General features: G+C 35.1%; 17 protein-coding genes. 9 read left to right on the forward strand and 8 right to left on the reverse strand.

The genetic code is table 11. From position 1 onward, the window contains the following. The 4 genes from AC3DU7_RS03030 to AC3DU7_RS03045 all read right to left on the reverse strand — a co-directional run. Positions 1–776 (reverse strand): class I SAM-dependent methyltransferase (locus AC3DU7_RS03030; RefSeq protein WP_488037890.1); only part of this gene is annotated, 776 nt, incomplete at its 3' end. Between the two features lie 458 nt (positions 777–1,234). Next, a complete protein-coding gene (locus tag AC3DU7_RS03035; protein ID WP_488037891.1) occupies positions 1,235–2,614 on the reverse strand; it encodes an ABC transporter ATP-binding protein in 1,380 nt (459 codons plus the stop codon). Positions 2,615–2,840: 226 nt separating this feature from the next. Further along, the gene (locus tag AC3DU7_RS03040; RefSeq protein ID WP_488037892.1) at positions 2,841–3,692 is read right to left on the reverse strand and encodes an ABC transporter permease; all 852 of its coding nucleotides are present in this window, start codon (positions 3,690–3,692) and stop codon (positions 2,841–2,843) included. A 234-nt stretch (positions 3,693–3,926) separates the two neighbouring features. After that, a complete protein-coding gene (locus AC3DU7_RS03045; protein ID WP_488037893.1) occupies positions 3,927–4,460 on the reverse strand; it encodes a hypothetical protein in 534 nt (177 codons plus the stop codon). 68 nt (positions 4,461–4,528) lie between these two features. Between AC3DU7_RS03045 and ruvB the strand changes: the two genes are divergently transcribed. The 3 genes from ruvB to AC3DU7_RS03060 all read left to right on the forward strand — a co-directional run bounded on the left by ruvB (position 4,529) and on the right by AC3DU7_RS03060 (position 7,865). Beyond that, positions 4,529–5,683 carry a Holliday junction branch migration DNA helicase RuvB gene (gene ruvB, locus AC3DU7_RS03050; protein ID WP_488037894.1) on the forward strand — a complete coding sequence of 385 codons (1,155 nt, stop codon included), beginning with the start codon at positions 4,529–4,531 and terminating at the stop codon, positions 5,681–5,683. A 212-nt stretch (positions 5,684–5,895) separates the two neighbouring features. After that, a complete protein-coding gene (locus AC3DU7_RS03055; RefSeq protein WP_488037895.1) occupies positions 5,896–6,942 on the forward strand; it encodes a metallophosphoesterase family protein in 1,047 nt (348 codons plus the stop codon). Positions 6,943–7,118: 176 nt separating this feature from the next. Then, positions 7,119–7,865, forward strand: coding sequence for a hypothetical protein (locus AC3DU7_RS03060; protein ID WP_488037896.1), 747 nt, complete (start codon positions 7,119–7,121; stop codon positions 7,863–7,865). Between the two features lie 220 nt (positions 7,866–8,085). Here the strand turns inward: AC3DU7_RS03060 and AC3DU7_RS03065 are convergent, their stop codons facing one another. After that, positions 8,086–9,198 carry a hypothetical protein gene (locus tag AC3DU7_RS03065; protein WP_488037897.1) on the reverse strand — a complete coding sequence of 371 codons (1,113 nt, stop codon included), beginning with the start codon at positions 9,196–9,198 and terminating at the stop codon, positions 8,086–8,088. A gap of 62 nt (positions 9,199–9,260) precedes the next feature. Then, positions 9,261–9,818 (reverse strand): hypothetical protein, encoded by a 558-nt coding sequence (locus AC3DU7_RS03070; protein WP_488037898.1) that lies wholly within the window; start codon positions 9,816–9,818, stop codon positions 9,261–9,263. A 244-nt stretch (positions 9,819–10,062) separates the two neighbouring features. On the opposite strand from AC3DU7_RS03070, the gene tilS reads away from it, so the two are divergent. Continuing rightward, entirely contained in the window at positions 10,063–11,100 is a 1,038-nt protein-coding gene (tilS, locus tag AC3DU7_RS03075; protein ID WP_488037899.1) for a tRNA lysidine(34) synthetase TilS, read from the forward strand. A gap of 167 nt (positions 11,101–11,267) precedes the next feature. Here the strand turns inward: tilS and hmpF are convergent, their stop codons facing one another. Next, the gene (hmpF, locus tag AC3DU7_RS03080) at positions 11,268–13,007 is read right to left on the reverse strand and encodes a pilus motility taxis protein HmpF (RefSeq protein WP_488037900.1); all 1,740 of its coding nucleotides are present in this window, start codon (positions 13,005–13,007) and stop codon (positions 11,268–11,270) included. Positions 13,008–13,698: 691 nt separating this feature from the next. Between hmpF and AC3DU7_RS03085 the strand changes: the two genes are divergently transcribed. The 5 genes from AC3DU7_RS03085 to AC3DU7_RS03105 all read left to right on the forward strand — a co-directional run bounded on the left by AC3DU7_RS03085 (position 13,699) and on the right by AC3DU7_RS03105 (position 25,615). Beyond that, positions 13,699–14,895, forward strand: coding sequence for a response regulator (locus AC3DU7_RS03085; protein ID WP_488037901.1), 1,197 nt, complete (start codon positions 13,699–13,701; stop codon positions 14,893–14,895). A gap of 1,821 nt (positions 14,896–16,716) precedes the next feature. Continuing rightward, positions 16,717–17,082 carry a response regulator transcription factor gene (locus AC3DU7_RS03090; RefSeq protein ID WP_124143464.1) on the forward strand — a complete coding sequence of 122 codons (366 nt, stop codon included), beginning with the start codon at positions 16,717–16,719 and terminating at the stop codon, positions 17,080–17,082. Between the two features lie 16 nt (positions 17,083–17,098). Continuing rightward, positions 17,099–17,617, forward strand: coding sequence for a chemotaxis protein CheW (locus AC3DU7_RS03095; RefSeq protein WP_488037902.1), 519 nt, complete (start codon positions 17,099–17,101; stop codon positions 17,615–17,617). Positions 17,618–17,763: 146 nt separating this feature from the next. Further along, positions 17,764–20,943 (forward strand): methyl-accepting chemotaxis protein, encoded by a 3,180-nt coding sequence (locus tag AC3DU7_RS03100; RefSeq protein WP_488037903.1) that lies wholly within the window; start codon positions 17,764–17,766, stop codon positions 20,941–20,943. A 283-nt stretch (positions 20,944–21,226) separates the two neighbouring features. Further along, positions 21,227–25,615 carry a hybrid sensor histidine kinase/response regulator gene (locus AC3DU7_RS03105; RefSeq protein WP_488037904.1) on the forward strand — a complete coding sequence of 1,463 codons (4,389 nt, stop codon included), beginning with the start codon at positions 21,227–21,229 and terminating at the stop codon, positions 25,613–25,615. On the opposite strand, the gene AC3DU7_RS03110 is transcribed toward AC3DU7_RS03105, so the two are convergent. Next, a partial coding sequence (locus AC3DU7_RS03110; RefSeq protein ID WP_488037905.1) for a hypothetical protein occupies positions 25,586–25,838 on the reverse strand: 253 nt, incomplete at its 5' end. The genes AC3DU7_RS03105 and AC3DU7_RS03110 overlap by 30 nt on opposite strands.

A 25,838-nucleotide genomic window follows, 5' to 3' on the forward strand; every position in this document is an offset into this window, starting at 1 on the left:
TCATTCCACAGAATATATAGATCGTGGTATCCACAAAGACCTTTTTTAATCCGATGCCATTTTGCTTTTCCCTTAGTTGCTTGGTGAATAATTTTACCTACCCATTTTTCTCCTACATAAGTAACTCCATAATCTTCAGTATTGAGAAAAAGACTTTCACTTTCTGGAGTAAAGTAAATTTCTTCTGCATCTGTTTCTGTTTCTATCGTCATTAAAGATAAGTCATGGGTACTAAAAATTAATATGCCGTTTTCTGTCAATAAACTATATAACTTTTCTAACCAATAACTAAAAGTTTTTTGGGGAGTGTGACTAAAAAATGAACAGGCAAAAATACAGTCAAATGTTTGATTTAGTTGATAATCTTCAGGATTATTAGTTGAAACTATCCCCTGTACTCCAAGTAATTTTTTTTGAAACTCTACTGCTTGAGAATAAATATCAGAAATCCAAATTTTATGAGCTGGTATTTCCTGAACTAAAAATCTACTAAAACGCCCATAACCACTGGCAAAATCTAGAAAAGAAGAGATATTTTCAAAGCTATCAAAATGCCATTCTACAATTTGTTTAACTGCATCTAATATTCTTTTGCCATTAGAAAAATATCGTAGTAGTGCTTCGTCAATGTTTCCTTCAGTATTTTTCAAAGCATAGAGATACATTTCATCTTGTGGATGAATATTTACCTTTATTTCTTCAGGTTTTCTAGCTTGATCTTGAATAAATGTATCTATAATTAGCCGATTATCTATTTCATTTTTTTCAGGATTCATATTTTTAAATAGGTGTTAGGTTTTAAGAGAAGTATAGCCCTGTGCGCAGGCAATAGGCAGCTTTGCTGTAGGCAGTAGGGGGGATAAAAAGCTTATGATATAAAACTTTTAGCTATTGGACAGTTCCTGAAATTTGTAAAGCAAGCCAGCGCACATTGCTGTACAAATAAAAGTTTTTATTGAAGAAGGCAAAAAACAGAAGTAAAAATTGTATGGTGATAGTCAACGAGGGGCTACTTCGTGTCTACAAACCCCAAACAATTTTAAGCACTCCCTTTGACCAGAAAATTAGATTTCAAGCTTTCCCTTGTAAAGAGGATAAAAAAAGAAAATTCAGTATTTTAAGCCTTCTGCTTTCCTACGGAATGCTGCGCAAACAGTAAGACATACTGTTAACTGATAACTGAAATAACCTTCCCCAAAATTAATAGCTGAAAGCTGAAAGCTGAATGCTTACATTATATAAATGTCATATTTCTAATCTTTAAACTAGGTTCTATTAAAAAGTCAACTACTCCCGTACCACATGAATCACTACAATGCTGCACTCTAAACATAGCAATATCAATACAACGGGATAAATATGTTAGATGATCGCCTGCCATACCAACAACTCCAGCATTTAAAAAATATACCCCAGGATTTAGCAAACATTTAAACTTAAATTTCACTATAACTTTCTGCTGTGCTTCTACATATTCTACTGATTTAGTATAACCATGTAATGATGCTCCACCTAAGTCAAATCCACTCAGAGTTTTAATCAACATTCCAAACCTAACTTTAGATGTAGAGTTAATAAATTTTACTGTATAAGTATAGTAATATTCTCGACGATTAATTAAATGATTTACCCTCTTACCATCTAAAGTAATAATATGAGGGTCAATAATTTCCGATCCTTTATTAGGATAATGTATCGTATTTGAAGGTATCATTTCCGGGTCATAAATTTCTTCATATTCTGTTGATTCTGAAATTTTATTTTCACTACTTTGTTCTGATTGAGATGATTGTTCATCTGTTTCTTCATCATCCAAGAAATCCTTAACTGTTAAATTAGGAATCTGACGAATTTCTTCCCTAATTGATGGGATTTTATCAGGAAAAGCATAAATTAATTTCTGATATTTAGATACCACATATTTAGGAGAATGATAAAGTAACATTTCACCACGATCCATCAAAATTGCTGAATCACAAAGTTGTACAACTGTTGAAGCGGCATGAGATACAAATAAAATTGTACCTCCCCTTTCTTGAATGTCTTGAATACGAGCAAAACATTTTCTCTGAAATGCTTCATCTCCCACCGAAAGTGCTTCATCAACTACCAAAATATCTGGATCGACACTTGTCGCCACAGCAAATCCCAACCTAATAAACATTCCACTAGAATAAGTTTTTACAGGCTCGTCAATAAAATCTCCAATGTCAGCAAAACCAGCAATTTTATCAAATTTTTCCTCTATTTCTGATGGTTTTAATCCTAATAATTGACCGTTAAAAAAAACATTTTGTCTACCTGTAAACTCTGGATTAAATCCACTTCCAAGTTCCAAAAGTGCAGAAACTCTACCTTGAACTTTTACTATTCCGGTTGTCGGTGTAAGAGTACCAACAATTATTTGTAGAAGAGTACTTTTTCCCGAACCATTCCGCCCCACAATTCCTAAAGTATGCCCTCTTTCTATTTCTATACTTATATTTTGCACTGCCCAAAATTCATCGGCACGACTTTTTCCTGGGAATAGAATTTCTTTTAAACGGTCTACCGGATGCCGATATCGTTTAAAGCATTTAGAAACATTTTGCAGTGAAATTACAGTTTCAGCCATTAATTTTCTGGGAAATATTAATCTTTAATATTAAGCATTCAGCCGTCAGCTATTAGCTGTCAGATCTCAACAACAAGACTTTCTCTTGAAGAAAAGTGTTTAAATTAATATATACTTTAAGGTCAAGGGAAGCAACTTTTGTAGTAAGATAATTAATAAAGCTTTTATCCTAAACTAAAAGCAATAGCCGATGGCTGAATGCTGAATGCTGAATGCTGAATGCTATTTATAAAACATCTGCAAAAGCAGGACGTAATTTTATGTAAACCCACAACCCAAAATAAAATATTAATACAGACATCAAAGCAGCAATTCCTAACTCTCCCCAGTGTTTAATTTCTCCTACTAAAACCAGGTCACGATATACTTCGGCGATCGCTGTTAAAGGATTACACCAAAATACCCATACTCGCCAATTTTCAGGAATTACAGATGCTGGATATACTATTGGTGTAACGTAAAACCAAAGATTTAAAATTACTCCTAAAGTCTGAGGAATATCCCGTAAAAATACTGTTAATCCTGCGGTAAAATAACCTAAACCTGCTGTCAATAAAAGCTGCGGTAAAAATACTATCGGTAATAGCCATAATGTTTGATGAAGTATTCCAGATGATATACATACCATTCCTGTTAAAACTATTAATCCAAATGTACTTTCTATAAAAGTTGAAAAAACCGGAACTAAGGGTAATAAACTAAGAGGAAATACTACTTTTTTGACTAAGTTGGGCTGTCCAATCACAGATCCAGAAGCTTGAGTTAATCCATTAGTAAAAGCCAACCAAGGTATTAACCCTGCAAATAACCATAATCCAAATGTCACCTTACTATCTTCAGGTAGCCCTTCTAGGTTAAGCTTGACTTTAAGAATAATTGAGAATACGTAAGTATAAATTAAAAGTTGGGATAATTGGTTAAGTAATGGCCATAAATTCCCCAAAATAGAACCTTTATATCTAGCTTCTAAATCTCTTCGTACTAATGTTAATAGCAGGTTCAGATTTACCAACCAATCAGTATTTACCATGGTTAGCCACTTACTAACCCTGCTAGTTTTGCGGACAATTCCTTTCATAGTCCTATTCTTTTCCGTTTTATCCTCTACACCACACTTAAGCAGAATTGCTCACGCTAAGTGCATATAATCTACTGTTTCCATCTACTACACAATCAGCAGCTTAATCACTTTTTGCTAGTAGACGGCTACAGTTTTTGAGATTATATCAGGGGATTGCTCAAAATACTCTCTACAGATTAAAGTTATTACCAAATATATGTGGTATAATTATAAGTTTAAGCTAATAAAAAACTAAGAAAGTAATGGTTCAATTGCTTGCTGAATTACCTTTAACTGTTCCTCATCGTAACCCCAACGTTCTAGAAACTGCTTGTAATTTCCCTGGCCAGTAGTTGTACTTTGATATAGCTCCTCAATCTCACCTTTTAAGCTGGCAATATCTACACTTTTAATTAGTCTTGTGGTTCGCGATCGCACTTTTTCTGATTGAGAGGCTGTCTCCTCATCTTGATTTCGTTGATGATGGACTACCATTGCCGAACACATGGCCAGATTTTTTACCAAAAGTTCTACCACTATTTCTGGAGCTGACTCTAAGGCTTTAAATATTGATGGTGATGGATTATCTGCTAAAAGTCTAGAGTCTGTAAGATAACTAACGAAAAATCCTCTAGCACCATTTTTACTCTTTACTAAATCTCCAATTAATAACCCTATTTTATCTTCCGATAACTGGCCTGTTTCCATCTCAGACATTATTTCTTGAGTTAAGGCGATCGCTTCTTCAAATGTTATGTTTTCTTTTACGGACAATGATTTTGTCATAGGAAAGGACAATTAATTAAATCAACTCTTTGTATCATAATAAGGAAGTTAGAACTCATTTCCCAGCTATGGCCATAATATCTTCCAAACAACAGTCTCCACAACCAGAAAGGCCAGATGAAAACATTTTCTTCGCCTCAGAAAGTAAAAGTTCATATAAAACCAAAAAATCAAAATCCAAAACTGAAACAGAGGAAATAGAAGCTTTATTAGAAGCAGAGGCAACTGCTGAAGACAAAAATAATAGTAAAAACGAAGAAAAAATCAGACCTCAAAAGTTAGCGGAATATATCGGACAAAAAGACCTGAAAGAAGTATTAAATATTGCGATTTCGGCGGCCAAATCGAGAAAAGAACCCTTAGACCATCTGCTACTTTATGGCCCTCCAGGGTTAGGGAAAACTACCATGTCTCTAATATTGGCAGCAGAAATGGAAGTTAACTGTAAAATTACTACTGCTCCTGCCATTGAAAAACCTAGAGATATAGTTGGTTTGCTAGTAGGTTTACAAAAAGGAGATGTTCTGTTTATAGATGAAATTCATCGCCTTTCCAAAATGACAGAAGAAATTCTATATCCGGCGATGGAAGATTTTCGGTTAGATATTACAGTCGGGCAAGGAAAAACATCTAAGACTAGGAGTATTCCTCTCAAACCTTTTACTTTGGTAGGAGCAACTACTAGGGTAGGATCTCTAACTTCCCCTCTGCGCGATCGCTTCGGAATTATCCAGAGGTTACGTTTTTATGAGGTTGATGAACTAAGTTTAATTATTATCCGAGCGGCAAAACTTTTAAATACGGATATTACAGAGGATGGAGCTGAGGAGGTTGCCCGTCGTTCCCGGGGGACCCCTCGAATTGCTAATCGTTTACTTCGGCGGGTGAGAGATTATTCGGAAGTGAAAAAGTTGACTCCGATAAATGCTGAGGTTGCAGGTGAAGCTTTGGAGTTGTTTAATGTTGACCCTCTAGGTTTAGATTGGACAGACCGTAATTTATTGAGGACTATGATTGAGAATTATAATGGTGGGCCTGCTGGTTTAGAGACAATGGCAGCAGCGACAGGAGAGGATGCTCAAACTATTGAGGAGGTTTATGAGCCATATTTGATGCAGATTGGGTTTATGCAGCGCACTCCTCGTGGTCGGGTTGTGACTTCTGCAGGTTGGAGACATTTGGGTTTTACTCCGCCCGATGAGCAATTGAGTTTAAAGTTGTGAAGAAATAGACACTTTATAGATATATTTATCATCTAGCTTTACTATTAATTTTGACTGGGAAAGCTAATTCTTGCAGAGGTTATAGTGAATCTATAAAATAAATACATTTAGATACACTAAAATTCAGTGAAATATATGTGAAAAGCTTGTTAAGCCTTAATTTACAAAGAGTTGTGTCATTATAATTTTTAGTAATTTTCTAATCCCTAAAGATGTACATACTCCATCTTTCAGATCTTCACTTTGGTAATCTGGATAAAGCTAAACTCTGGTCTAACCAATTAGCTGAAGATTTAAAAAATGAACTTAATATACCAAGTCTTAATGCCCTTATTCTCTCTGGCGACATTGCTAATAAATCTACTCCAGATGAGTATGAAGCTGCACAAAAGTTTCTGGATAATCTTTGCCAAGATTTTCCTCTACAGCCAGAGCAAATAATTATTGTTCCTGGCAATCATGACCTCAATTGGCAAAAGTCAAAACAAGCTTATACCCCTGTTCGACGGGAAGATTATGATGGTCCAATAATTAACGAAAATGGCAAGAAAAAACCAGACCATAATTATGCCATTGATAATGATAGTTCATATGTCGAAAAACAAGATGAAAACAAGTATAAAGAACGTTTTCTTTACTTCAGCAACTTTTATAAATCCATCAAAACAAAACCATATCCTTTAGAGTACAAACAACAGTACATTTTTGATTACTTTCCAGACAAAAAGTTACTAATTTTGGGTTTAAACTCTGCGTGGCAATTAGATCACCACTACAGAGATCGTGCCAGCATCAATATGAATGCTCTGACTAACGCACTTGCAGAAATTCGTCGCAACTCCGAATATAAAAACTGTCTTAAAATTGCTGTTTGGCATCATCCTCTTGACAGTGCTGGTAGTGACAGAATCACCGACCAAGGTTTTATGCAACAATTAGCTGTCTCTGGTTTTCGCCTGTTTCTGCATGGTCATATTCATAAAGCTGAAACCAGCCTCTATCGCTACGATATAAGTCAAAATGGGCGAAAATTAGATCGGATTTGTGCTGGGACTTTTGGCGCATCAACAAGAGAATTAGTTCCTGGTTATCCTTGGCAGTACAATCTACTCAAATTAGAAGGTAATCAACTAACTGTTGAAACCCGCCGTCGTGAAGAAGAGAATGGAGCTTGGAAACCTGATGCATGCTGGAGTCAGGGTGCTGGAAAAGATCCATTGGGTCGATATTTTATTGAGTTAGTAGATGACCCAAAGTAAAAAGCCCTCAATCTATTCAAAACCGAATTACAATTCCAAGACAAGATGAGGGCAATATATTAACAATACCAAAAATTCATCTTATTCTTCACTATTTAGATCATTATGTACTGCAATTAGGAGGATATAACAGTAGTTTCAAACAAACAAGGTCGGTAATATTGCAAGAGTGCGAGATGGCTACTCGTCTAGCGGTACTTTTTGCAGATAAAATCTATGTTCCAGCAGTATCTTATTATCAATCTCCTATCTGTCGCCAAGTAATAGATTATTATCAAGACATATTTGATCTAGGAATAATTTCAATTATAACTGATGCCTATTCCTTAGAGGAATTTCAAGATAATAGACTCCGAGAATATAAACTAGATAGCAAAGAATACGCTCTTTACAAAAAAATATTAGATATTCAAAAAAATCCGCCAAGTATTTATTCTTGCCTAGAAAATACCACTTTAGTTTTATACGAAAAATGGGAACAATTTATTAAAGAAACTGATATTATTAAAATTTTTGTCAAAAAATCCCCCAAGGAATTTATTACTGAAAATTTGAGTCATAATATAGAAACATTAATATATCGACTTGAAAATCAGGCATTCATTGTTAAAAATGTATATCCTCTATTGTTTAATGAGCCTCACATCGGTACGTCTAACTTATTATTAAAAATGATATGTGAACTTTTTTTTGAGTGGTTTACAAAAAAGCTGAACTCTGGGTTAGTAACTGATTTAGTTTATCTTAATCAACTTTCTATCAAGTCATGTGGAACTGATTTACCCTATAAAACTTTATATAAGAAGCTTAATCTAGAACATCCACACCTTTTAAATGAAATAAATATTTCTCAACCTCGTGAACTTCTAATATTGAAGAAAGATGCTGAATGGAATAAGGTGATGTCTAATATTATGGCTTAATAAATTTTATAAAATTACAGTACAGTTATATATGCTTCTAAAAATCATAGTAAAGCTTATAGACAATTTGGCGTTGCACAATTAGGAATGACGAAATTTGAAAGTAGATATTTTTGGATAATTCTTTCCTAAATATATTTAATATATTTACAGTTGAAAATCTATTATCATTCTTGAATCTGCAAATGTGCAACTCCGACAACTTAGTATTCAAATCTGATTAATTTTGTTTTTGTAAAGACAGTAAAGGTGGAGCTTCAGCTAGAGTAATTGTTTGTTTTTCTCCTATATTTTTTTTTCTCCACATTGAAGTACAAATTTCTTTACTTATTTCTATAAAACCACCCCAAGTATTAGCAAATTCTACAAGTTTTTTGAATACATTTTTCGATTCTAACGTCTTAGAAAAGTGAGCTGTATATATATAGTTTCCACTCTCTGAAATTATTTCATAAAATCCACAGCATTTCAGCTTTTCTTTGAGCAAGTACATCTCCTCTGTTTCTAATTCTAAATAGTTTTTATGGTTTAGATAAGAGGGTATTTTGAGATGAATATCAGCTACTCTGTGAGTATCTAGTGAAATATTTATTTTTTGAGAATCAGATTCACTTAATGGCAGGTCAAAAATTAGAAAAGATTCGTTATTAAAAGGAAAATGCTTTAAACCCTGTTTTGTAACTGGTTTAAAGATAAATCTTCGATCATCCTTATAACTGTAAACTTCCGTTTCTACATAACCGTCAGCTTTTGGATGAGCTTGAATAATTTTTGCTGCTTCTTTGCTACATTTAGTTACTAAATCAAAAAGTTCTTTCGTGCGATATTTTTTTTTGATATCAATACAGTATTCAAGCGTAAAATGGTATTTATACTTTTCGGGTTCAATTTTGGCAAAGTTGTCAAATTCAAAACCTATTTCAAGCAATGAATTAGTTAAATATTTATCTATTATTGTTAAATCAATATGGGACTCTAATATAATAAATTGGGATGCTTTTATTCTCTTAAAGCCGAGTGTTTCTCTTATAGCATCAGTTAATAATCCAACTTTTTCAGGATATTCTATAGTTTGGAGAAGAAGTATTTTAATGATTTGATTATTCAGATTTTCAAAAGGCTTTCTTTGAAAAGATAAAGGCAAATTATCGGGAGGAATAATATATTTGTTTAACCTATAACAAAACTGTTCTACTGTTGAATTTATTTCTTTTTTATCTAATAAAATCCAATGTTCATCTTCCCATTGAGATAATATCTTTTTTAAAGATACTGCTTTTGATTCATTGTTTAAATCCCTAATTAAATCTTCTATCAATGGAGATAAATTCATATTATTAGAGGAAATCCTGTTAACTTTATACTATTTTTTGGAGTTGTCTAATGATTCTATCATTACCTTTTCCCTTTCTTTTTTGGCTTTCTATTTTTGGCTTTTGATTTTTTATTCTTAAATCTCGCTCTTTGCTCAACCACTTCAGGAGGCGGACCGTAATCCCCATCTGAAAAATACACTCGCTCTACAATATGTTGTGGTTCTACTTCAATCCACAGACGAGCCCCACCAGCTTGACTTTTATTGGGGTCTTGAGGTTGATAAATGATTTGACAAGGCCCATGAATTTTCAGAGCGTGACAATAATCCTTTTTATCTCCCACTTTCACCGCAACTGCCGGATGAGAAGTTTTATTGTCTCGGTTATAGTCAATAGTCTTGCGTAGAACATGAATAAAGGTATTTCCTGTTCGTCTATTTTTGTTCCAAGTTCCTTGAGGACCACGACGACCGGGTTTAATTTCTGGCATTCCCCGATGGTTGAGAGGAATCATCCAAAGTCTTTTGAGCTTATAAGCGCCTATAACTCTATTTTGGTTCAGTAACTCCCGCAACCTACCAGTGGAAATATTGAGTAAAAAAGCAGCTTGTGTAGTAGTAACCAAAGAGATATTCATAAGTACAACGTTGGGGTTTTTAGATGTTAGATAATAAATATAATTTTGAAAATGCAAAAAACACTGTCTTAATGTTTATGTCAAAAAAGACTCCCGTTAAATTTCAAAACCAAAAAATATCCACAGAAATTAACGGCATTTGATTTAACAAGTGAGTGTCACAGAAGTATATTAAAGCAAAATTAACTACATTAGCTAAAAACATTCAACTTATTTCTTTGAATTAAATAATCTACATGACCCTATGCCCCATATAAATCAATCTCCAAATAAAAATTGGACACCACTACATGACCAACTACATAAAACATTACGTCAACGAAAATTATTACCAGAAAACCAAAGAATATTAATCGCAGTATCTGGAGGTCAAGATTCCATAACTCTGACTAAATTACTGTTAGATTTACAATCAAAATGGGGTTGGTATTTAGCAATAGCTCATTGTGACCATAGATGGAGACCAGACTCAGAAGCTAATGCTAATTATGTGAAAAATTTAGCAACAAATTGGCAACTGCCATTCTTTTTAGCAGTAGCAGACCGAGTTTATCAAAGTGAAGCGGAAGCTAGAAAATGGCGTTATCAAACCTTAAGTAAAATTGCTTTAGAGTCCAATTGTCAATATATCGTAACTGGCCATACAGCTAGCGATCGCGCAGAAACTCTCCTATATAATTTAATTCGTGGTAGTGGTACTGATGGTCTACAAGCTTTGACTTGGCAACGTCCTCTGACAGAAAATTCTTCTTTATTACTGATACGTCCTTTATTAGAAATTACTCGCGCTCAAACAGGGGAATTTTGTCAAAAGCAAAAAATTGGTATTTGGGAAGATTCTACAAACCAAGATTTACGTTATGCTCGTAACCGTATCCGCCTAGAATTATTTCCTATCCTACGTCAGTTTAATCCTCAAACTGAACTAGCACTGGCACAAACTGCAGAAATACTAAGTGCAGAAGTAGATTACCTTGAAAATCAGACAGAAAAGCTATTGGAGAAAGTGACAAAGATAGATTTAGATAATCTGAATATTTCTGAGCTTGAGTCTCAACAGGTCAAATATATTAACCGTTTAGTATTACGCGAAGTTCCTCTAGCATTACAAAGAAGAGTAATAAGACGTATTTTACAAAAAGTTTTACCTATTCATCCTAACTTCAGTCATATTGAAAAACTAACAAATCTAATTGATGCTCCTAACCGTTCTCAAACAGACCCATTCCCTGGTGGAGCGATCGCCAAAGTCCAACACCCTTGGATTTTATTAGTCTCATAGGGAATAGGGAACAATGAAAGAAAAAAATAATAAATAAAGGCTGGATTTTTAGATTTTATGGAATATTGATTTTTTATTGTAGGAATAAATCACAAACTTTTTTAAATTTGATATAAAAATCTTAAGTTTAACTAATAGGGGGGAGTCAGAAAGCTATAAGGCCCGCATTATTCCGGTTGAATTATATTTTGAAGGACTTGCTGTAATTGCTCAACCTGTGCCCCTATACCCTGTACTTGATTTACTCCTCCTGCCACTTCTTCCAGTTGCTGTCTAACTTTTTCAAGATAATCTTGCATAGGTAACATAACTTCTTGGTAAATAGCTTCATTTCCTCCTTGTGAATTTGCCTTCTGCTTTTCCCGTAAACTCGACTCTAGTTGTTCAATTTCATTTTTTTTCGCTTCTTGTTGCTGAGTCTGACTATTGATAATTTCTTCTTTTTGGGCAATATCTGTTTGTATTTGTTGAATTTCAGCTTCTAAACTTTGTAAATTCTCTGTCAGTTTTTGTCTTTGAGCATCAACCTGTGATAATGTAGGCCGTAAATCTATTTTATTTTGCTGTTGTTGGCCAGAAGAATTACCCAATCTGCGCCAGAGAACTTCTTGATGTTGACTTAATATTTCTTGTCTTTCCTTAAGATTTCTTTGAGAACCTACTAAAGATTCATTTAACATTCTGTAACAATCTTGTTCATCTGAAAACTCTGACTCTAAGCTAATTCTGTCATACTCAGTAGCTTGATCAATTCTTCTTTGCAAAGCATCCATTTCTTGTCGCTGTAATACCAATTCTTCTTCCTGGTCTTTAACAAAACTCATATCTCTCTGTAAGTCTTGCTGTAAACTTTGAACCAGTTGCTCTAACTCATGAAGAGAAATTTTTTCCAGAGCTTCAACATCTACTTTCTGAGAAATACCATCATTTTCTTCTAATGCTGTTGTTAGATGACTCAGTTGCTCATAAAGTTGTTTCTGTATCTCTATTTGACTATTTAATACTTGACTATACTCTTGCTTACTTGCTAGTAAGGTTTGTTGTGACCTCAATTCCGAAATAGATTCGGCTAAAGACTCTCGGTCTTGTCGCCATTCCAGCCATTGACTTTGGACATGATTAACCAAACTTTCTATATCTTCCTGTTGGTTGCTAGAATTACTATATTTTGACTGTTCTTTCCACCGTTGTCCATGTTGCTCTAGACTTTCCTGTTGAGAATTAACTATTTCTAAAGACTGATTTAACTTTTCTCCCAAAAGATTTGTAGGAGCGATCGCCTCATTCAACCAAGTCAGTAAATCTCGAATATACTGAGATTGATCTTCATCTAAAACTGCCCCTTGAGACAGTTGTCCCTTATTTTGGTTAAACTCTTCTTGTTGTCTATGTAATTCTAAGCGAGCAGTTTCTAACTCTTCTCGGTTTTTTTCTATCTGTTCCTGAAGTTGCTGAGAAGTTTCTTGAGCTTGACTAATTTCCTGACGTTGTTGCTCTAAGCGATCGATTTCTGCTTGTAGTTCTTCAAGCTGCTCTTCCTTAGCCTGCAATTCCATTTCTCTACGATTCAACTCTTGGGCCTGAAAAGTTAGAGAAGCTTTCCATTGCTCAATTTCCTCCCATTGTGTTTTAGATTTTTCTTGAGAGCGAGAGAAATTTTGCAGAATTTTCACCAACTGACGGGCAGCATCTTGAATTTGCTGCACCTGCTTACTATTATTCAAATCTACTAAGACTAATGAACCTGGAGAAAATTCCTTAGCTTCATCAGCTGCAATAACTTCTTCTCCAGGTACAGCCACCCAATTATTTTCACCACGTTGAGAGGCTAGTAGTTTCAAATCAGTTTTACCACCACCTAGACCAAAACCACTTGGTCTCTTTTGTACTTCTGCTAAATACAGCACACTGTTATCCTCTTAAGGTTTCTATGCTAAAAGCTTGATTTTTATAGTTTTTTATGTTACCAGTAAAGCAAAGACTATTACTATATTGCCTTGGACTCAAGAAATAGTAGTTTTTTTAACTTAAGTGACCTATTAGGATAAGTTTTACAACCATGTAAATTTTTTTAGTATTCTTATGGTTCCTTGACTTTTATCGAGATAATACATCTAAGTTTAGGAATAAGTTTACCATTATTTTAACTTATAGGCAACCTATATATTACACTCAATGTACTCTTAGCTGAATTTTTTTTTGAATCTAGCTTAGTCCTTTAATTACGGCTATATTATAGTATTATATTACTTACCCATAAATTGTATTTTTTCAATTTAGTAATCAATACTTTTACAATTTTTTGTATATCTACAAAAAAATCTAACTCAGTAGTAAGGATTATAAGAAATAATGTTTCATAATTATAAGTATGTGCTTTTAAAAAAAATTGTAAAAGTAACATAGAGCGTAGCAATACCATAAGATATTAGCTGTATCTATTTTATAAAATCTAACAGAACTCTGGCAGTAATGCACAAATAGACATCTACGCTTGAGACATAAGAGATTAGTTTAGAGTATAGTTAAAATTGTTTTTTCAAAGATAACATTAACTTTCTTAAGGCATATTTTCATCAAAAGTTATATACAAGCTGCATGCAGGGAAATTTGAGTGAAATTGATATCCGCAGCATCCTGCAACTTATAGAGTTAGGTCAGCGAACTGGTGAACTGTTTGTGGAATCCTACAGCTCACCAGTTAAAAGTAATGTCGCCGAACCCCAACACCACTTCCCCACAGAACCATCCTGGTTTGTATTCTTTCTCAATGGTCGAATCATCTATGCTACCCAAAGTGCGGGTAGCTTATCTCGTTTGAGAGACTATTTACGTCGCTACAAAGTGGATAAAGATATTGACAATATTAAAGTTCCTTCTTTTGCATCCATTCATGCCCCTGAATATGGATACTTATGGGCTTTGCTGGAAAAAGGAATTCTTACACCAACTCAGGGACGTGTAATTATACATAATATGGTTCGTGAAACTCTCTTTAATTTACTGAGTCTTCGTCGAGGATCGTTTATCTTCGATCTTAGTCCAGCTCTCACACCTCAATTAACAACCTTTGAAATCAGCTCGTTGTTGGCCAAAATAATGAAGCAGATACAAGAGTGGAATCAGTTTTCTCCATATATTCAGTCTGCTGAACAGTGTCCAGTCATTTCAGATCCAGCTCAATTACAGAAAGCATTAAAACCCCACATATACAATAGATTAAGAAATTGGTCAGATGGCCATACATCTATGCAGCAAATTGCTAGATATTTAAACAGAGATGTATTAACAGTGGCTAAAGCTATTTATCCATTTGTGCAAAAAGGGATAGTACAACTAGTCAAAAAACCAAATCCACCACCACCAGAGACAAGAATTCAGAAAGTAGTGTGTATTGATGATGATGTAGTTATTCGGGAAAAGGTTGAATCAATTCTCAATCAGAATGGTTATAAAGCAAGTAGCTTAAGCGATCCTCTCAAAGCATTGGGTGAAGTATTTCTGATGAAGCCAGACTTAATTCTATGCGATATTGCTATGCCTGAACTAGATGGCTATGAAATTTGTGCAATGCTACGTAACTCTACAGCATTTCGCCAAACACCTATTATTATGCTCACTGGTATGGAAGGATTTATAGACCGGGTTAAGGCCAGAATAGTTGGAGCTACACACTACCTGACCAAGCCTTTTGGAGAAAGTGAGCTACTGATGTTGGTGGAGCAGTACATTGGACCAGGAGTAACCACAAACTCTCAAGTTGACAGAACTTTGTCAAAACTTCAAAATACTTAGGGTTTGTGGAAAAAGTCTTTTGGTAGGGGTAGGAGTCAGGAATCAGAAGACATGGGAATTTATAGGAAGCAGAAGGAAAAATTGTCCCTTAATTTTTCTGCCTCGCGTTAGGCTTATAATGCTCAATTTTTGAACATGAGAGACATCAATTACATTCCGCACGACAAAATGTCGTATAAAGACAAACAAGTAGTCTAATAGTCAATAGTCAGTAGGAAATGATGTGCAGCTTAATGTCTGAGTAGATCAAGTCTTTATACTTAATATTTTCCTGAAATTTTGACTCCTGAAAAAGGTCAATGACAATGATTTATACAGTATAAATACTTGCTAAGTTATCATTTTCTATACTACTTTTAATGCTACGCTCTTGACGTGCGGAATGTGAGCTACAAGATTTTCCTTGTGAAGATGTGGTTCATCAATTTGAAAAGTGCTGTAAATTTCCGCACACAGCCCCTCCAAAATGTAAGACGCACTCAAGACACTCAAAAGTTAAGAGGAAAATTATAGTGGTTAATAGGAGTCAACGATCCAGCAAGTATTTATGCTAAAAATTTAACTGAAAATTTAACTTCCGATCAAGGTAAATGAAGATAACTTACATCGTATATAGTCATTCTGAATAAGAATGGAACACTTTTTCAGCTAAAACCCTTTCACAGTAAGAAAACCTCGTCTCAATCTAAACCAAAATGACTATAAATACTTAAGCAAGCTACGGATTTTATACTAATTTTCATGTTACAAATTGAAGTGCAGAATGTGGGCTGAAATACAAAAACAAAAAAATTTGAAATATTATAGAAAGGTTTTCGGTAGCATTCCGTTAAGACAATTTGTGCGCAAGCAAAACGACCGCTGTCTTGGTCGATTGGATATGGCGTTTGCTACCGCAAAGCTCCGCTAACGCGTTTGCGATAGCATTCCGAAAGGAAAGCGTCCCGGAGGGAACGGGGACCGGCTCTTGCAGAGCAGCTCCGAAGATCGCCATCCCACCCTACGGGAAGCTCCGAAGAGCGACCGCTGTCTTGGTTGATTGGATATGGCGTTTGCTAGCGCAAAGCTCCGCTAACGCGTTTGCGATAGCATTCCGAAAGGAAAGCGTCCCGGAGGGAACGGGGACCGGCTCTTGCAGAGCAGCTCCGAAGATCGCCATCCGGAGACCGCTTTTTCATCTCCTTGTAGAGCGGTAGCTCGTGGCGCAGCCAAGGGGAGGCCATTGACCTTATTTTTTGGTCAAAAGCTTAAAACTCAGATAAAGCAAGATTTTTGGCTCCTTCGATTTTCCTTCTGTTATATATCTGAAGATTGTCAAGAGAAAATATAATATTATTTTAAAGACCATTAGCTAACATCTTAATTTTAGCAAGTGGGCCAAAATCCTGAATATTTGAATTGAATGCAGATAAAGTTTCTGGGTAAACTATATATTAAGCTCAAGATATTAAGCTCAAGACGATAATGATGAATTGTCCACTATTTAGTTGTCAAATTAAAGCAACAAATAGATAGTATGCGATCGAGTATATGTTGAATTTTATATATAACTACCATGGCTAAATATACACCTATCTTGATGATGATTACTATAGTAAAAAAATCAACTGTTAAGTAGATAAAACTATTTAATAAAGACTAATACTGCTATCATAAAGAGGATTTACCAGAAATTTAAATTTTGAAATAAATAGATATTTATTGCTGGTTCTCAATCTAAATTAATTGAGCTAGGGCAAAAAGCCAATCTAGAAAAATGTTAATAAATATATATTTTTTAATTATCAATAAATCTAAACCCAAGCTATCAGGTAGAAAAAAATGAGTAAAGTTCTAGTTGTAGAAGATAGCGTTACCCAAAGAGAAATGATTTCCCAGCTTCTCAAGAATAGTGGATTAGCAGTTACTGTAGCTAATGATGGAGTAGAAGCTTTGGGACGACTTAAGAATACTAAACCAGATATAGTGGTACTAGATATTGTGATGCCAAGAATGAATGGCTATGAAGTTTGTAGGAGGATAAAATCCGATCCTAAAACCAAGAATATTCCGGTAGTTATGTGTTCTTCTAAGGGAGAAGAGTTTGACCGTTACTGGGGCTTAAAGCAAGGTGCAGATGCTTACATTGCTAAACCATTCCAGCCCACAGAATTGGTGGGAACAGTTAAACAATTGTTAAGAAGATAGGAAATTGTTCAAGACTATGGTAGGAAATCAAGACTTTTTACCAGGCCAAGGTACAGGGATTCAAGAACTAGAAAATCCTGAAGGTGAACTTCATTTGCGGTTTTATCTACCTTCAGGCAATGAGTTTGCTTTACCAGCAATGGATATTAGAGAGGTGATTTCTCAATCTCCAGAAGGTATTACAGCAATTCCAAATGTTTCTCCTTTACTTTTAGGTACGATAAATTTAAGGGGACGAGTAATTTGGGTAGCCGATCTAGGTCAATTCCTCGGAGATCAGGTCCCAATCAATTCAGATAAATCTGAGATTCCCGTAATTGCAGTAGAAGACCAAGACACTATATTAGGATTAGCAGTTGAACGAATCGTGGAAATGGAGTGGCTTGACGAAAAGAAGCTAAAAATGTCCACAAATATTGCAGATGGTATGGCTCCCTTTTTAAAGGGAGAGTGGATTTTTGATGAAAAGGGAGAACAGGTTCTCAGATTACTGGATCAAGAAGCAATTATTCGTTCGGCTCGATGGGCAGCCTAAATAAAAGTCAAAATTGGTAAGTCAACATAATTGTTTGATTGAGTTATTTATATATTCAAATTTCTGACTGAGGCTGATTCCCAAATCCGTAAACAATAAAATTAAAAAACTAAAAAATAATAAAATTATATTGAGAGAGGGACAGCATGACATCATCCAGCACAGACTTTTTACAAGATTATCAAAAAGTAGAAGATGCCTACAGTCAGGGTAATTATGACGAAGCAGCAGCTTTAGTTTATAACTTAATTCAGGATTATCCAGAAGACCCTAGTGCTCGTCTTCTTTGTGGTCATATATATTGTTATGGACTCCATCAATATGATGTGGCAACAGAACAATATAATTCGGTATTGGACCTAACTGACGACCAAGATTTGATTAATTATGCTAAACAAGGAATAAGTGATAGTGAACAATTTATTACAAATAATCCTGCTGCTAGTGAATCAGAAGAATTTCTAGAAGATATTAACTTTGATGACGCTCTCGATGGGGTGCCTATCGAAGAAGAGATCTATAGCTCTCAAGAATCTATGGCAGACAAAGAATTATTTCTGGATGAAAATAGTCTAGAACTAGATACACAAGATGTAGACAAAGAATTATTTCTAGATGAAAATAGCCTAGAACTAGAGACACAAGACTTGGAAAAGATTACGGGTCAAGAACTATTTCAGGAAGAAAATAATGATGAATTAATAACAGAAAGTTTTGACTTTGATCGATTGGAGAAATTAGATTTAGAAGATATAGATGATTTAGAACTGACAGATGGAGTAGATGGAGAAAATAACCCTTTTAGTACAAATGGTAATCCTATTAATCAAGAATATGAAGATTTAGAAGAATTATCTGATTTCACAAAATACGAAGAACCATTTGGTGAAGATAACCAAGAGTCAGAATATCAGTTACCAATACAAAATAATAACTATACAGAAAAATTGCTAGACGATGCTGTTTTAAATAGTAACAATAGCCCAGACAGTATATCTGGAAAAATATCAGATTTTAGTTTGAATGAAGATTTAGATGAAATCTGGAAAAAGCAACAAGAAGAATTATTTAAAGAAGAAGAAAGAGCAGAAAATGACAAAACAGAGTATGCAGATATAAAAGATAATACAGTTAATTCAAATTTGGCAAAAGACCATCGAATAGAAGACTTAGACTTAGATGAACTTAATGATGATTTTGAGAACGTAATAGATGAAATTTTAGATAGTTCAGAAGGGATAATTACTGAGCAAACAACAAATAATTTAAAAGGCAGTAATTCTCATTCACAAATGACTCCAGAAACAGAAGAGACAAACCATGAACGTAATTTTTCAGATTTAGATCAAGCTACTTTATTGACGGGAAATAATAATAGCTTTGGATGGGAAGAAACAGAAGATATTGATGAATTAAGTGATGGAATAGATGGATTAGAAGACGGATTATACAATCAATGGAATAATGTAGAAGATGTAGGTACAGGAGCAACAGAAAAACTGGAGAGTTTTGAGATCGATGAATTCGATGAAGCAGCATTTAGTGAAGCTTTTGAGATAGATGAAGAAGGAAATATAGAAGGTAGAAAACCAAATGGTTTCCTAGAAGATGATGAATTTGGTGATTTTGAAGAGTATGGCTCCCTAACTGATGAGATGGAAATGCCAACCGATATGACTGCCCCCGATATGAGTACTGCAGCATCCAATATAGAAGTAATGGACACAGGAATGGTGGTAGGTGCTACAACAGGAGCTTTGTTTGACAACAGAACCGATGCTAGTGCGATTGATAATGAAGAAACTATCCCCATAGATAATCAACTCCCAACTTTTAGTAAAATCAAAGGAGAGGCAGTAGATACAACTGTAATGGTTGAACAAGGTGGGTTGGCATTCTGGGAAAATGCTTCTCTATCGACAAAACAACTGTACACATCCATAGGAACAGGATTAGTATCATTAATTGCGGTAGCCCTTGTTAGTAATGTTGTTTCCTACAGAGCCTATCAAGACCAAAAAACAGAAGTAATTTCTTATTTGCGTGGCACTGGTTGGATTATGACTGGTATTGCAGGAGTTAGTAGCTTTTTAACTGCTTATGGTCTTGGCAGTATCACAACAAAGCAAATAGAAAGAGCTAACAAAGACTTACATACTCAATTCGATATTATTTCTGACGGGAATTTAAAAGCTAGAGCAACGGTTTATTCAGAGGATGAATTTGGTAAACTTGCTGCTAAGTTTAATCACATGGCTAAGGTGATTCAAGCAACTTACACCGATGCTCAAAGGAAGGCAGAAGAAAATGAACAGGCTAAGGAAGATTTACAAAGGCAAGTAATTCGCTTACTGGATGATGTAGAAGGGGCAGCTCGTGGAGATTTAACTGTTAGTGCAGAAGTTACGGCTGATGTTTTGGGAGCGGTAGCAGATTCCTTTAATTTAACAATTCAAAATTTACGGGAAATTGTACATCAGGTAAAAGAAGCTGCTCAGAAGGTGAGTAGGGGTTCTATGGATAGTGCGACTTTTGCTCAGGGTTTATCTACAGATGCTTTGCGACAAGCAGAAGAGTTGGCAGCAACTCTACAGTCTGTGCAAGTAATGACTGATGCTATTCAAAGGGTGGCTGAAAATGCTCGCGAAACTGAGGATGTAGCAAGGTCAGCAGCAGCTTTAGCTTTGAAAGGAGGGGAAACAGTAGACCGTACTGTAGCTGGTATTCTCCAAATCAGAGAGGGAGTGGCAGATGCAACTCGAAGAGTTAAGCGTTTATCTGAGTTTACTCAGGAAATTTCTAAGATTGTAGGTTCGATTTCTAGTATTGCCTCTCGTACAAACTTGTTGGCTTTGAATGCTAGTATTGAAGCAGCTAGGGCAGGAGAAGCAGGCAAGGGATTTGCGGTAGTGGCAGATGAGGTTCGACAGTTAGCGGATAAGTCAGCTAAGGAATCTAAGAACATCGAACATACAGTTATGCAAATCCAAACTGAAACAGGAGGGGTAATGACTGGAATGGAAGAAGCAACTCAGCACGTTATTAAAGGAACGGAGTTGGCAGAAGAAGCAAAGCAGTCTCTAGAAGATATTGTTCAAGTGACAACAAGAATTGATGTGTTGGTACGTTCTATCGCTGCAGATACTGTAGAACAAAATGAAGTGGCTCAATCAGTATCAAAGGTTATGCAGGCAGTAGAATTGACGGCTCAAGAAACTTCTCAAGAATCTCAACGAGTTTATAGCTCGCTACAAAATTTAGTGGGTGTTGCTCGGGATCTATTAACTTCAGTAGAGCGTTTCCGGGTAGACCCAGCAGAACAGTAACGAAGTCAGAAGGGGAGTAGGGGAGTAGGGGAGTAGGGGAGTAGGGGAGTAGGGGAGATTGAAGTAATTATAGAATTATCAACATATATCATATAACTGGATTCTATATCAGAGATTACTTTTGACTTTTGACTTCTGAGTTGCGGGTAGCGCTATATTATTGAAGATGTCTATTATAATTAACCTATGGGAATGAATAAGCGATCGGCATATTTTTCAATGGATGTAAAACAAAAGTTAGTAGTTGAAAAGATGTACTGTTGAACCCAGAATTATAAAAAATATGCAAACAGGACAAACAGAACAAACAGAAAAAATTATGCGCTATTTTATTGAGGAGGCAAAAGACCACTTCAATACTATAGAACATGGAATATTAAACTTACCAAATACTATAGCAGATCGAGAACTATTAAGCGAATTATTTAGAGCGGCTCATTCTGTTAAAGGTGGGGCTGCTATGTTAGGAATTAATAGTGTGCGAAATATTTCTCATAGATTAGAAGATAGCTTCAAAATCTTGAGAGAAACTTCCATTGAGGTAGATAATAAATTAGAGTCTTTATTTTTAGGTGTTTTAGATACTTTACAATACTTATTAGAACAACTTTCTAACTCTGGTTTAACAGAAAAAGAAGAAAAAATTCAAATAGAAAAATTAGAACCAGTATTTCAAGAGTTAGAAGTACATCTAGATGATTTGACAGGAGAAACTAAGGGTGTAATTGTAGAAAAAATATCAGAATTAAATGGTGAACAACAAAGTTTTTTTATCGCAGAAGTATCAGAAAAAATGCGAGAACTGTTGTTTTTATTCAAGCAAAATGATGATGTTAAGACAAGGAGTGAACTGAAAAATATATGCGATTTTTTGGCAGATAGAGGCAGGCAAAATTATCTGTCATCAAATTGGTTAGAATTAGTAGAGGCGGTCAAAAAAGCGATCGCTAATACCGAAAATACATATTATACTCTTGCTCATAATATAATTAAAAATTTGAAACAGGCTCAAGAATTAATCATAGATAATAAAGAGCAAGAAATAGTAGTAGATAAAAATTTAAAAGCTTTAATAAAAAAACCAGAAACAATCAATGAAAATATAGGTGAAATAGATATGTTAAATGAAACAAATGATCGACAAAATAAAACTATAATTAATGAGGAAATCGACGACAAAAATGAGACAATAATTCAAACAGGAGGTTCTATAGATGACTGGTTTAATAGCTTAGAAGCTACAGAGATAGATAATAGTAGCTATGACTTAATAGGAGATCAACAAGAAATAAGACAAGGACCAGAAGTTGGATTAACAGAACTAAATAGTTTAGCGGATTTATTTGAAGGAGAAGCACCAGAACTAGATTCTAGTTGGGAAGAAGAAGAAATATTAGATAGAGGTAATGGGGAAGCAGAGGAGTTGAAAATATCTGCAATTGAGAGCGATGATTCTGGTGATTTGTCTGACTTATTATTTGATATTAATGAAGTTGTACAATCATCAAAAATCAAAAATTACAATGAATTGAATTTGTTAAATCCAGTAGACGAAGATTTGTCAGATTTGTTTGATAAAAATACAGAAAATACACTACAAAATCAGAGTAGTTTTAGCAATAAAAATACTGATTTGCAACTAGATAATAGTAAAGCAAAACAAACAGAAGATTTAGAGGATTTATTTAATGCTATAAATGAGGGGGATTTAGCAGCATTAGAAGAAGTAGAAAGCTCTGAGAATGAATGGAATTTACAAGTAGATTCACACAAAAATAATCCGCAAAAAAATATTAAATCAATCCCACAAAATACAAACGAACAAGACAGAATAGATGAAGATTTTAGTGATTTATTGGCAATTCAAGATGAAGAACAAGAAATTAAAAATGATGTAAAAATAGACAATAATCAAAACCAAATTCAAACTAAAAATGATTTAAATTCAAAAGTAGCAGACTTAGAAGCACTATTTGAAGATTCAGAAACGGTAAATGGAAAACAAGAAAATCAAATAGAATCAGAGGAATTAACATCCACTTTTTCCCAACTATTTGATCGAGAAGATTTAGAATTATCAGACTCACAAAAATCAATCAATGTGGAACAGATAAATTGGGAAGACAATCGCAGCGATATAAATAGTTTATTTGACGATCCAAGCTTAGATTTTATTAACTTAGAGTCTGATGAATCATTAGATAATTTAATTGAGAGCGATAATGAACTTCAAGAAAATTCAGAACTTTCAGTAAATATAGAAGATTTGTGGCCTACCGTAGAAAGCCCTGAAACTATAGATGAAACTGCATTAAATCAGTTGTTAGAAGATGTAGCGAATGAAACAACTTCTGTAGAGTCAGAAAAAAATCAGCAATTAACAGCTAAAAATCAAGTAGAATTAGAACACTATGAATTTATTGAATTAGAAGCAATACTAAATGGAGAAAAATTAGAGAATTATAATATTTTTGTACAACTAGAAAAACTATTAAATGGTACAGAAATTAATTCAAAACTTAAATTAAATACAGCAGTTGTAGAAAAGACTACTCCTATCCATGAAGCTGCTAATATAACAAAAAAACTACCAGAAGAAGAAGATCCGTTTAGTGACTTAGATAAATTATTAGAAACTCCTAACATAGATACTTATAAATCTAGTGGACCTTCTACTACTAATAGTCCTCGTCGAAATAGACGTCCTCCAGAACAAACTGTTAAAGTACCCGCAAAACAACTAGATAATCTCAGTAACTTAGTAGGAGAGCTAGTAGTCAATCGTAATAGTTTAGAACAAGGTCAAGAACGAATGCGCCAGTTTCTAGATAACCTGCTCCATCAGGTAATGTTACTAAGTGATGCTGGACAACGAATGCACGACTTGTATGAAAAAACCCTTTTAGAAAGAGCAATTTGGGACAGTCGTCAAGGACATCATTCTACTCAGACCTCTAATTTAGCCGATACAGCCACCGACAATACAAGTGGGAAAAGAAAATTTGATGACTCTCTCGATCTTGACCGGGTAGAAAATTTCACTCCTTTCCATTTATTGGCTCAGGAAACCATAGAATATATTGTTCGAGTACGAGAGTCTTCTTCTGATATAGAATTTCTGGTTGATGATGCAGAGCAAGTAACCCGTCAGCTACGACAAGTGACAACTCAATTGCAAGAAGGGTTAACTAGGTCGAGAATGATACCCTTTTCTCAGACGGTACAACTATTGCCTCGTGCGGTGCGAGACATTTCAATGGAATGTGGCAAAGAGGTGAGTTTACAGGTAGAAGGGAAAGAAACTTTAATTGATAAAATGATTCAGGATAAGCTTTCTGATCCAATGAAACATCTAATCAATAATGCTATAACTCATGGAGTTGAAACGCCTCAGCAACGTCTAGCAGCAGGTAAGTCTCGTCAAGGTCAAATCACAATTCGTGCTTTTCACCAAGGTAATCAGACGGTGATTTCGGTGGCAGATAATGGAGCAGGAATTAATCCTGAAAAAGTAAAGAAGAAAGCCATAGAAAAAGGTGTAATTACTCAAAAACAAGCTCAAGGGATGACTAACATTGATATTTATGATTTGCTATTTCATCCGGGTTTTAGTACAAAAGATAAGGCTGATAATTTTTCAGGTCGTGGAGTTGGGTTAGATGTGGTAAAGACTAATTTAACTGAAATTCGAGGTACTATTTCTATTGACTCTACTATTGGTAAGGGTACGATATTTACAATTCGCTTACCTCTGACTTTGAGTATCTCGAAAGCATTATGTTGTATTAGCGATCGCTCCTGGATTGCTTTTCCGATGGATGGGGTAGAAGATATGATTAAAGTGTCTAAGGAGGATGTAAAAATAGGAGAAAATGAGGAAAATTATATAGAATGGCGTGGCTCAAAGTTGCCTTTCCGTCACTTACGAGAGTTGCTTGTTTATAATCGTCATCTCCGTCGCGCTAATGTGTATGGGATGAATGCCGAGGAAGATATGATTTCAATTGTTGTTTTGCGCTCTGCTTCTGCTGGCATATTTTTGGCGGTGCAAGTCGATCAAGTTTTGGAGCAACAGAAGGAAATTGTAATTAAACAATTAGAGGGGCCTATACCTAAACCTGTAGGTATTGCTGGAGCAACAGTTTTAGGGGATGGTAATATTGTAGCGATCGCAGATGTTATTGAATTAATTAACTTAGCAACAGGAAGACTACGCCGAGATGAGGGTAATATGTGGTCATCTAGCGAAGAGGATGAGGCATCTTTGACTGTGCAGCAAAAGAGTGAGTTAACAGTATTAATTGTTGATGACTCAATTACAGTTCGTGAATTGTTATCAATGACGTTTAGTAAAGCTGGTTATCGAGTTGAACAGGCAAGGGATGGTAAGGATGCCTGGGAAAAAATGCGTGCAGGTTTACCTTGTGATTTGGTATTCTGTGATATTGAAATGCCTCGGATGGATGGCTTTGAGTTATTATCTCGGATGCAAAAAGATGCTCATTTGAATACTTTACCTGTGGCGATGTTGACATCTCGTGGTGCGAAAAAACACATGGAAATGGCATTTGAGCTGGGGGCAAAGGGGTACTTTACTAAGCCATATATTGAAGAGAAGCTATTAGAAGGGGCGGTTAATATATTAGAAGGTAAAGCTGTTGGAATTGATTAGACATCTCCGAGAGAGTAGGGGAGTAGGGGAGTAGGGGAGTGGGGGAGTAGGGGAGTGGGGGAGTAGGGAAGTGGGGAAGTGGGGGAGTAGGGGAGTAGGGGAGTAGGGGAGAATTTTTCTAAATTTTATATATAGATATCTCCGGAAATTACATAGATAGATAATTTTTTTCTTCCCTGTTGCCTGTTGCCTGTTGCCTGTTGCCTGTTGCCTGTTGCCTATT

The organism is Okeania sp. (assembly GCF_983059655.1).